The sequence below is a fragment of the Pseudomonas sp. CM25 genome (assembly GCF_013179705.1).
Taxonomy (GTDB): Bacteria; Pseudomonadota; Gammaproteobacteria; order Pseudomonadales; family Pseudomonadaceae; genus Aquipseudomonas.
Genome location: NZ_JABMCW010000221.1, coordinates 1 through 9,420, shown reverse-complemented (window position 1 = coordinate 9,420; position 9,420 = coordinate 1). Strand labels below are relative to the sequence as shown.

Here is a 9,420-nt window from a genome sequence, read left to right as displayed (position 1 = left end):
CACCCGCGATGAACTGGAGCGCATCATCCTGGCCACCGAGCAGCACGCCCTGCAGCGCAGCCTTGGCGGCATCACTGCGGGCTCGGTGATGGCCCGCGATGTACAGTTCGCCTCGCCCGATACCACCCTGGAGCAGGCCTGGAAAATGCTGGCCAGCCACCACCTGAAAACCCTGCCGGTGCTGCAGCAGGGCAAACTGGTCGGCATCGTCAGCCTCAGCGACCTGGTCGGCCCGGCCATGCAGCGTGGTGGTCGCGGCTGGCGCGGGCTGTTTGGCCGCAAGGTGGTGCGCATGGAGCAGGTGATGAGCCGGCGGGTCATCAGTGTCAGCAGTCAGCACCCGCTGGACCACCTGCTGCCGCTATTGTGTGAGCAGGGTCTGCATTGCCTGCCGGTGCTCGAGGGTGACACGCTGGTCGGGGTGATCACCCAGACCGACCTGATTGCCGGCCTCAAGCGCCAGTTGCTCAGCAAGGCCGAAGCCTCAGATAGCCGGGTCCCAACGCTGTGACCAGTCGCTGGCGCCGGCGGCCACTAGCCGGCGCAGGATGGCAAAGGCCTGTTGCAGGGCGCCGCTGTCGCGCTTGCGCGGGTAAACCAGGAAAGTCGGGTAGGTGAACTCCGGCGCCTGCGGTACGCGCTCGAACACCCCACGGTCCAGGTAGGCCTGCACCACCCGGGTGCGGAAGTAGCCACTGCCGCCCTGGTCGAGAATGAACTGCAGGGCCAGCGGCCCCAGGTTGAAGCTCAGCGCCGGGCGTGCGCAGTCGGGCAGGGCGGCATCGTGCTGGCGGCGGAAGGCTTCGCCCCAGTCGATGTAGATATAAGGGTCTGGCTGGTCGACCCGGCGCACGCGGATTAGTTTCTCTTCCATCAACTGCTCCACCTGCAAGCCTGGCCCGTAGGTCGGCTGGTAGACCAGCGCAGCGTCCAGCAGGCCCATTTCGACCTTGCGCAGCAACGACTCGCCGTCACTGACCTCACTGCGAATGGCATGGGTGGGCAGCTCGCGGTGCAGGGCGCTGACCCAGTCGAGCATCATCGGGTTGCCCAGGCTCACCTCACCCCCCACATGCAGCACCTGCTGGCAGCCTTCGGGCAGTGGCAGATCGCGGCGCGCTGCTTCCCAGGTCTGTACCAGCTGGTTGGCATAGCTGACGAACGCCTCGCCGTCGCTGGTCAGGCTGGCGCCGCTGCGGCTGCGCACGAACAGCTGGCAGCCCAGTTGCTGCTCCAGGCGTTGTACACGGGCGGTGATTGCGGTCTGTGACACGAACAGGCGTTCGGCGGCGGCGACCAGGCTGCCGCAACGCACGACTTCCAGAAAAGTACGGGCCTGATCGATATCCATGAGCTGCTCGGTGGCTGAGGGGTGGCCTATTCTAGAGGCTTTGCACTGTTGTGGGGCGTTTTTGCCGTTGTCTGCAAATTTGCAGGTCGGTTGTGACTTTAGTCCCATGGCGACGCGGGTGTAGCGGTCCATACTCAAGATTCGCCCTTCAATAACAACAAGTACCGGGTCCCCTTCGATATGAGCTACCAGCACAGCTACGCCCACTCCATTTCCGACCCTGCCGCATTCTGGGCGGAACAGGCCGCGCACCTGGCCTGGCACCGCAAGCCTGCCCTCACACTGCAGGAAAACGCCGACGGTACCCATCGCTGGTTCGCCGATGGTCGCCTGAACAGTTGCTACCTGGCCCTCGATCACCAGATCGAACAGGGCCGTGGCGAGCAGTTGGCGCTGATCTACGATTCGCCGGTAACCGGCATGCAGCAGACCTACACCTACCACCAGCTGCGCGACGAGGTGGCACGCCTGGCCGGCTTGCTGCGCCAGCTGGGGGTGAACAAGGGTGACGGGGTGATCATCTACATGCCCATGGTGCCGCAGGCGGCCATGGCCATGCTGGCCTGCGCGCGGATTGGCGCGGTGCACTCGGTGGTGTTCGGCGGCTTTGCTGCCAACGAGCTGGCGTTGCGCATCGACGACGCCCGGCCGACGCTGCTGCTGACGGCGTCCTGCGGGGTGGAGTTCGACCGGGTGATCGAATACAAGCCGCTGGTCGACCGCGCGCTGCAACTGGCCCGCCACCAGCCGCGCAAGGTGCTGCTGCTGCAACGGCCGCAAGCGCCTGCAGACCTGCAGCCAGGCCGCGATCTGGACTGGCAGGCGGCGATGGCCAGTGCCAGGCCTGTAGCGCCGGTCGAGCTGGATGCCGCAGACCCGCTGTACATCATGTATACCTCGGGTACCACCGGGAAACCCAAGGGTATCGTCCGCGAAAACGGCGGCAATGCCGTGGCGCTGTGCTATGCCATGCGTCATATCTACGGCATGCAGGCTGGCGATGTGTGGTGGGGAATCTCCGATGTGGGCTGGGTAGTTGGCCATTCACTGATCGTGTACGGGCCGTTGATGAGCGGTTGCACCACGGTGTTCTACGAAGGCAAGCCAATCCGCACCCCGGACGCCTCGGCCTACTGGCGGGTGGTGCAGCAGTACAAGGTCAACGCGCTGTTCTGCGCGCCCACCGCCATGCGCGCGATCCGCAAGGAAGACCCGGAGGGCGAGCTGATCCGCAGGCACGACCTCAGCTCGCTGCGCCAGCTGTTCCTGGCTGGGGAAAAGCTCGATTCCAGTACCCACGAATGGCTGCAACGTGTCAGCGGCAAACCGGTACACGACCATTGGTGGCAGACCGAGACCGGCTGGCCGGTTACCGCGCCTTGCGTAGGGCTGGACGGCAGCGCGGCGAAACCGGGTTCCAGCAACCGCGCCGTGCCGGGCTATCACGTGCAGGTGGTGGATGACGATGGACACCTGGTGGGCCCCAACCACCAGGGTTCTATCGTCATCGCGCTGCCATTGCCGCCCGGGTGCAGCCAGACGCTGTGGGGCGACCACGAGCGTTACCTGCAGGCTTACCTGCGCACCTACCCGGGGTATTACCACACGGGCGATGGCGGTTATCTGGACGATGACGGGTTCGTCTACATCATGGGGCGCACGGATGACGTGATCAACGTGTCCGGGCACCGGCTGTCTACCGGCGAAATGGAGGACCTGGTGGCGCGGCACCCGGCAGTGGCGGAATGCGCGGTGATTGGCGTACATGATGAAATCAAGGGGCAGGTGCCGTTGGCACTGGTGGTGCTGAAGGATGGGGAGGGCATTGCCGAGGCGCAGTTGCTGGTCGACCTGGTAGGCAGCGTGCGCGAGGAGATTGGCCCGTTGGCGTGTTTCAACCGGGTGCGGCTGGTGAAGCGGCTGCCCAAGACCCGCTCGGGGAAAATTCTTCGCGCGGTGCTGCGCAAGATTGCCGACGGGCAGGACTATGTGCCGCCATCGACCCTGGATGATCCGGCGGTGCTGGGCGAGATCGAGGCGGTGCTGGCGGATTTGCCCAGGGCGGGCTGATTGACCCCGCCGGCCTCTTCGCGGGCCTGCCCGCCAAGAGGCCGGTACGGCCCGACCAGTACTAAAGCCCTGTCTGGTGCAGTTGTCCCAGCCGGCTGCGCGTACGCATCAGGTCGGCCAGCGGCCCGCCCAGGCTCTCTTCCAGCGGCCGTGTACCGATCAGTGTCAGCTGCCGGTCCTGGTCATACAGCACGTCCACCAGGTTGACGAAGCGCTGCTGAGCGGCCAGCGAGCACTCAGACAGGTCATCCAGTCCATCGATGATCCACTCGTCGTACTGCCCGGCCAGCACCAGGTAGTCGATCACCGCCGTGGCCTTCTCGCAAAGGTCGTCAAAGGCCAGCACCACCCGCCGGCCATCGGTGGCCAACGCGCGCAACGGGCGCTTGTTCACCTCCAGCATCACCGGGCATTGCGCAGGCACGTTCAGGGCCTGGCGCTGCTCCGCATTCCCTGGCCAGACATAGTGGCCCTGGGTAAAACGCTGATGCTCACGGTTGGCCGGCAGGCTGCGAAAGTCCGTGTCGCCGCCCACTTCCAGCACTTGCATGGCGCTGTTGATCAGGCGGATCACCGGCAGGAAGCGCTCATGGTACAGCGGGTTGGGCAACAGCCCTTCGGGGGCATAGTTGGAGGTCACCAGCAGGAATACCCCGCGCGCGAACAGGGCCTTGAACAGGCGGGTGAGCAGCATGGCATCGCCAATGTCATGCACATGGAACTCGTCGAAGCACAGTACCCGGCAGTCGCCCACCAGCTCGTCCAGGGTTGCGCCCAGCGCATCATCCAGCGCACGGTGGCGATGCATGCCCTGGTGCAGGCGGGCAAAGAAGTCATGAAAATGCAGCCGCTGCTTGGCCTCGACCGGCACCGCCTGGAAAAAGCCATCGAGCAGCCAGCTTTTGCCCCGGCCCACCGAGCCATACAGGTAAAGGCTGCGGGGCTGCCCTTGCTCCAGCTGCGCCAGTTGCTCAGCCATGCACTCGATCACCCGGCGCTGGCCTTGGCTGAGCTGGTAACCACGGCTTTGCGCCTTGTCCTCGAACCAGCCGAGCAGTTCGCTCTGGTGGTTGGCGGCGCCGCGCAGGCGTTGGCCGAGCTGGCGTAGCGGGGCTGGGATCCAGGCAGACAAAGGCAACGCTCCTTGGGCGATGACGGGGGAGTGCGCAGCTTGCCCGACGGCGGCCATTTTGACCAATACAGAAAGTGCCCGGCAATCATCACCTCACCCGATAGGTCCGGTCACCTGCCTACGCCCGCGCGCTAAGCCTTGCGCTCCAGCTGGCGTTCGATCATGTACTTCACCGCCAACCGGCGTTCCTTCAGGTGGCGCAGGTCTTCGTCGACAAAGTTGCCGGCCGATATCGACTCGGCGGCCAGCACCTGGTTGTCGATGTCCATGTACTCGTCCAGCAGGCGGTCGAGCTTCTGGTCCTGTTGGCGGCGCTGCTGGACGATTTCGCGCGGGTAGTGCAGGTCCTGGTAGAGGTCGTGGGAGACAGGCATGGGTTCCTCCTTGGTCAATGCAGTTGGCTCACTTGATTGGAAGGGAGGAATGCGATTCTGTTAAAGCGGAGCGGGGGGAAAGCGACGGATGGTAGCGGCGCGCAGGGCGCAGATGACTAACCCGCTGTTTTTTGGCAATTTTTTTCATCAGGGGGTTCACAGATCGAAACTTTGTTGTTAAAGTGCCGCGCATTCCAAGACAACAACCCAGTTGTCACTCAGTTGGAATTGTCAGAGCAGCCAAGCGCTGTATCCGATACAGGGGCGTCGCCAAGCGGTAAGGCAGCAGGTTTTGATCCTGCCATGCGTTGGTTCGAATCCAGCCGCCCCTGCCATTTTCCAGATTCAAACGTATTTAGCCCGGTGCTTGGAAAGATAAGCACTGGGCTTTGTCGTTTCTGTCATTTCTCCGCAACCTCTGTAGGAGCGGCCTTGTGTCGCGAAGGGCTGCGCAGCAGCCCCACTGCACGGTGAGTCTACCCTGGGCTAGCCGGAAATCCCCAGCATCTCGTTCAGCACCCGGGCCAGCTCATCGGCCTGCACCGGCTTCTGGATCACCAGGCTGCCCGGTAACTCCAACCCTTGGAGCTCGGCATACCCGGTCAGAAATACCACCGGCAGGTGCGGGTAGCGATCGCGTGCCGCCAGCGCCAGTTGTGCGCCGTTGAACTCGGGCATGGCAAAGTCGGTAAGCAGCAGGTCGATCTCGTCATCCAGCAGTGCCAGGGCCTGTTCGCCGCTGTGTGCCTGCAGCACCTGGTAGCCGTACTGGCGCAGCACATCGCCAAGCATGTCGCGCACCAGGTGGTCGTCATCCACCAGCAGTACCGTGCGGTTACCGCCGCTTTCGCTGAGCGGCTGGCTAAGTACCGGCGCCACGGCTTCGCTGACGATCTCACCTTTCACTGCCGGCAGGTAAACCGCCACCTGCGTGCCGCGCCCCGGGGTGGTATCGATCCGTACGCCCCCCCCGGACTGCTTGGCAAAACCGAACACCTGGGCCAGGCCCAGGCCCGAGCCCTTGCCGATGTCCTTGGTGGTGAAGAACGGCTCGAACACCTTGCCCAGCACCTCTTCGCTCATGCCGCAGCCGGTATCGCGGATACTCAGCATCACGTACTCACCGGGGTCCGGGTCTTCCGGGCGCTGCGGTCGGGCGTCGATGGAGGTGTTGCGGGTCGACAGGGTCAGCTGGCCGCCGTCCGGCATGGCGTCGCGGGCATTGATCGCCAGGTTGAGGATGATCATCTCGGTCTGGGTCGGGTCGGTCAGCGCCTGCCACAGCGTCTGGTCCAGATCCAGGCGTACCGACACGTTACCGCCCAGGGTGCGGCGCAGCAGCTCTTCCAGCCCGGCAAGGGTGCGGTTCAGGTTCAGCGCTACCGGTTCCAGGCGTTGGCGCCGGGAGAAGGCCAGCAGCTGCGAGGTGAGTTTGGCCCCGCGTTCGCCGGCTTCGCGGACGTGGGTGAGGCGGGTGCGGGCTTTGTCCAGGTCGCCCTTGTTCAGGTCACGTTCGAGGAAGCTGGCACCCGTGAGAATTACCGTCAGCAGGTTGTTGAAGTCGTGGGCCACGCCAGCCGTCAGCTGGCCGACCGCTTCCAGCCGTTGCATCTGCTGCAGCGCAGCCTCGATACGCTCGCGCTCGTTGATCTGCTCGCGCAGGCGCGCGTTGGCTTCGGCCAAGTCCAGGGCGGCTTCGCGCTCGCTGGTGATATCACGCGCCACCACGTACAGCAGGGTGTCCTCCGGCACTACCACCCAGGACAACCAGCGCTGCTGGCCACCGGCATGCAGGATGCGCCCGACGAAGCGCACACTGGTGCGGCCGTGGGAGAGGGCGGCCAGTTCGGTGAGCAGCAGTTCCTGGTCAGGCTCGGGCAGCAGATGCAGCAAGGACGACTGGCTCAAGCGCTCGCGTGAGAACCCCAGGCTGGCTTCCCAGGCGGGGTTGAGCGCGACCGGGGTCAGGTCCTTGTTCAGCACCGCCAGCAAGTCCTGTGACAGCTCCCAGGCGCGGTCACGCTCGCGGGTGCGTCGCTCGACCCGCTCGCCAAGCATTTCGTTCAGCTGGCGCAGCGCCTGGGTGGCGAGGCGTTGGCTGTGGATGTCCTGCAGCACCCCGGAAAAACGCACGCATTGGCCGTCGACGAACTGACTCTGGCCACTGCTGAGCAACCAGTGTGGGTCCAGGCCTGCAGGCTGGGCGATGCGGAACTCGACCCGATACTGGCCACCGCTCTCGGGGCGCATGGCGTATTCCACCGCCTCACGGACCATTTGCAGGTCGTCGGGGTAGATGCCGGCGTAAAACACCTCAAGCGTCATGTCGGTGCCGGTGGGCAGGCCGAACAACGTCTTGCAGCGGTCATCCCAGAGCAACAGACCTTCTTGCGGGCGCAGGTCCCAGGTGCCCATGCCGGCGGCGTCGATGGCAATGCGTGCGCGTGCCTCGACATCGGCCAGGGCCTCTTCGGCGCGGCGCCGGCGCTGGCGCTCCTGCACCTCGGTCAAGGCGCGGCGCACGGCCTTGGGCAGCAGCGGCAGGTTTTTCTTCAGGACATAGTCGGTAGCGCCCAGGCGGATCATTTCCACCGCGTGTTCTTCGCCGTAGATGCCGGACAGGAAGATGAACGGGGTGTCCGGTGCCAGGCGCTGGGCGATGGCCAGCACTTCGGTACCGGACGAGCCCGGCAGCACGCAGTCGCACAGGATCAGGTCGTAGCCGGCCTCGCGCAGGGCATGCTCGACGCCGACATGGTCGAACACCAGTTGCGCCTGCACATGCAGCCCGCTGCGCTCCAGGCGCATGAGGGTCAGCTCGGCGTCCATCGAGCTGTCTTCGACCATCAGTAGTTTCAGTGGCGTTTGCTGCATCGTTGCGGGAGCCTCAGTTGCTACCGCGACGGTTCAGACGCAGGGAGCCGGGTGGTGGTTCGTTGAGCACCGCCCAAAATACCCCGAGGTCGGAGATGGCGGCGACAAATTCCTTGAATTCCACGGGCTTGACCACGTACGCGTTCACCCCCAGTTCATAGGCGCGCAACAGGTCGGGCTCTTCGCGCGAGGACGTCAGCATCACGGTCGGGATGCTGCGCAGGTCGGCGGTGGCGCGCACTTCCTTCAACACTTCCAGGCCGTCGACCTTGGGTAGCTTCAGGTCCAGCAATAACACGGCGGGGTTGCCGTCGTCACGTTCGGCGTAGGCATTGCGGCGCAGCAGGTAATCGAGTGCGTCGGCCCCGTCACGCAGCACGATGACTTCGTTGGCCAACTGGCTACGCTCCAGGGCCAGGAGCGTCAGCTCCAGGTCCCGTGGGTTGTCTTCGACCAGCAGGATGGGTTTGAGCATGGGATTTCGGTGCCTCAGGTAGTTACGGGTTGGCGCGGTAGGGAAAAGTGAAAACTGGCGCCCTGGTCGATCTGGCCCTCGGCCCAGACGCGGCCGTCATGGCGCTCGATGATGCGGCGCACACTTGCCAGGCCAATCCCTGTGCCTTCGAAGTCTTCCATGCGGTGCAAGCGCTGAAACACGCCGAACAGTTTACCGGCATAGGCCATGTCGAAACCTACGCCGTTGTCGCGGATGCAGATTTCGGTTTCGCCCGGATGCTCCACCGCGCTCACTGTAATGCGCGCGGGCTCGCGGCCGCGGGTGTACTTGATGGCATTGGCAATGAGGTTGTGCAATGCCAGGTTGATGAACGCCGGGTCGCCGATCACTTTAGGCAGCGGGGCGATCTCCCAGATGATCTCGCGGCCTTGGTAGTCCGGTGCCAGTTCGTTGCGGATCGCCTCGACCAGGGCATTGAGGTCGACGTCCGACATGCGCAGGGCGGAGCGGCCCATTTGCGAAAAATTGAGCAGGTTGTCCACCAGGCTGCCGGCGAACTGTGCGGCTTCGCCGATATGGTGCAAGAAGCGCCTGCCACGCTCGCTCAGCCCCTGGCCTTCGATCTCGCCCAGCAGTTCGGTGTAGCCGGCAATGTGCCGCAACGGCGCACGCAGATCGTGGGACACGCTGTAGGAGAACGCTTCGAGTTCTTTGTTCGAGCGGCGCAGTTCGCCGGCCAGCTGGGCCAGCTCCTCGGCTTTGCGCAGGACGATGCCGAGCACGGCGGTGCGCAGTTCCTGCACGCCTTCGACGACCAGTGGGTGCCAGGGTTCGCAGTAGCCGTGCAGTTGTTCCTGCCAGCGCTCGAAACTGTGCCGGGGGTCGAGCTGGCCCTGCGGGCCGGCCTGTTTGATTGGCTGGCCGGCCCAGTTCACCGTGCGCACCTGCTCGGGGCGGAACCACAGCAGGTAGTGCGAGTGGATCTGCGAGATGGCCACCGCCAGCACGCCGCCGGCATGCCGCGCGAGCTCGGGGAGCTCGTCGATGTCGCGGCGCAGGTTGTCGCTCTGAAACACGCCTTCTTCGCCACGCTGGCCCAGCCAGTGCACCAGTGCCGTCACCTGCGCAGCGGGCGGGGTCTTGCCGAACAGGTCGCAACGCT

At 64.7% G+C, this 9,420-nt stretch carries 8 protein-coding genes and 1 tRNA gene; 3 read left to right on the top strand and 6 right to left on the bottom strand.

The features are described from left to right. Positions 1-511 (top strand): CBS domain-containing protein (locus HP546_RS20435; RefSeq protein WP_172228833.1); only part of this gene is annotated, 511 nt, incomplete at its 5' end. Here HP546_RS20435 and HP546_RS20430 read toward each other — a convergent pair. Next, positions 485-1,351, bottom strand: coding sequence for a LysR family transcriptional regulator (locus tag HP546_RS20430; RefSeq protein WP_172228823.1), 867 nt, complete (start codon positions 1,349-1,351; stop codon positions 485-487). The two genes, HP546_RS20435 and HP546_RS20430, sit on opposite strands and share 27 nt — an antisense overlap. A gap of 180 nt (positions 1,352-1,531) precedes the next feature. On the opposite strand from HP546_RS20430, the gene HP546_RS20425 reads away from it, so the two are divergent. Then, on the top strand, positions 1,532-3,421 hold the full coding sequence (locus HP546_RS20425; protein WP_172228821.1) for a propionyl-CoA synthetase: 1,890 nt from the start codon (positions 1,532-1,534) through the stop codon (positions 3,419-3,421). A 61-nt stretch (positions 3,422-3,482) separates the two neighbouring features. Here HP546_RS20425 and zapE read toward each other — a convergent pair whose 3' ends face one another. Next, positions 3,483-4,553: a cell division protein ZapE gene (gene zapE / locus HP546_RS20420; RefSeq protein ID WP_172228819.1), complete on the bottom strand. Its 1,071-nt coding sequence runs from the start codon at positions 4,551-4,553 to the stop codon at positions 3,483-3,485. A gap of 131 nt (positions 4,554-4,684) precedes the next feature. Next, on the bottom strand, positions 4,685-4,927 hold the full coding sequence (locus tag HP546_RS20415; RefSeq protein WP_172228817.1) for a hypothetical protein: 243 nt from the start codon (positions 4,925-4,927) through the stop codon (positions 4,685-4,687). A 260-nt stretch (positions 4,928-5,187) separates the two neighbouring features. Between HP546_RS20415 and HP546_RS20410 the strand changes: the two genes are divergently transcribed. Then, positions 5,188-5,262: transfer RNA gene (locus HP546_RS20410), tRNA-Gln, on the top strand. Positions 5,263-5,413: 151 nt separating this feature from the next. Here the strand turns inward: HP546_RS20410 and HP546_RS20405 are convergent. The 3 genes from HP546_RS20405 to HP546_RS20395 all read right to left on the bottom strand — a co-directional run. Then, the gene (locus HP546_RS20405; RefSeq protein WP_172228815.1) at positions 5,414-7,801 is read right to left on the bottom strand and encodes a hybrid sensor histidine kinase/response regulator; all 2,388 of its coding nucleotides are present in this window, start codon (positions 7,799-7,801) and stop codon (positions 5,414-5,416) included. 13 nt (positions 7,802-7,814) lie between these two features. Further along, on the bottom strand, positions 7,815-8,276 hold the full coding sequence (locus HP546_RS20400; RefSeq protein WP_172228813.1) for a response regulator: 462 nt from the start codon (positions 8,274-8,276) through the stop codon (positions 7,815-7,817). A 14-nt stretch (positions 8,277-8,290) separates the two neighbouring features. After that, a partial coding sequence (locus tag HP546_RS20395) for an ATP-binding protein (protein WP_256678507.1) occupies positions 8,291-9,420 on the bottom strand: 1,130 nt, incomplete at its 5' end.

Coding starts and splice junctions, on each gene's coding strand:
- HP546_RS20430 (WP_172228823.1), bottom strand. CDS start 1,351: ATGGATATCGATCAGGCCCGTACTTTTCTGGAAGTCGTGCGTTGCGGC.
- HP546_RS20425 (WP_172228821.1), top strand. CDS start 1,532: ATGAGCTACCAGCACAGCTACGCCCACTCCATTTCCGACCCTGCCGCA.
- HP546_RS20415 (WP_172228817.1), bottom strand. CDS start 4,927: ATGCCTGTCTCCCACGACCTCTACCAGGACCTGCACTACCCGCGCGAA.
- HP546_RS20405 (WP_172228815.1), bottom strand. CDS start 7,801: ATGCAGCAAACGCCACTGAAACTACTGATGGTCGAAGACAGCTCGATG.
- HP546_RS20400 (WP_172228813.1), bottom strand. CDS start 8,276: ATGCTCAAACCCATCCTGCTGGTCGAAGACAACCCACGGGACCTGGAG.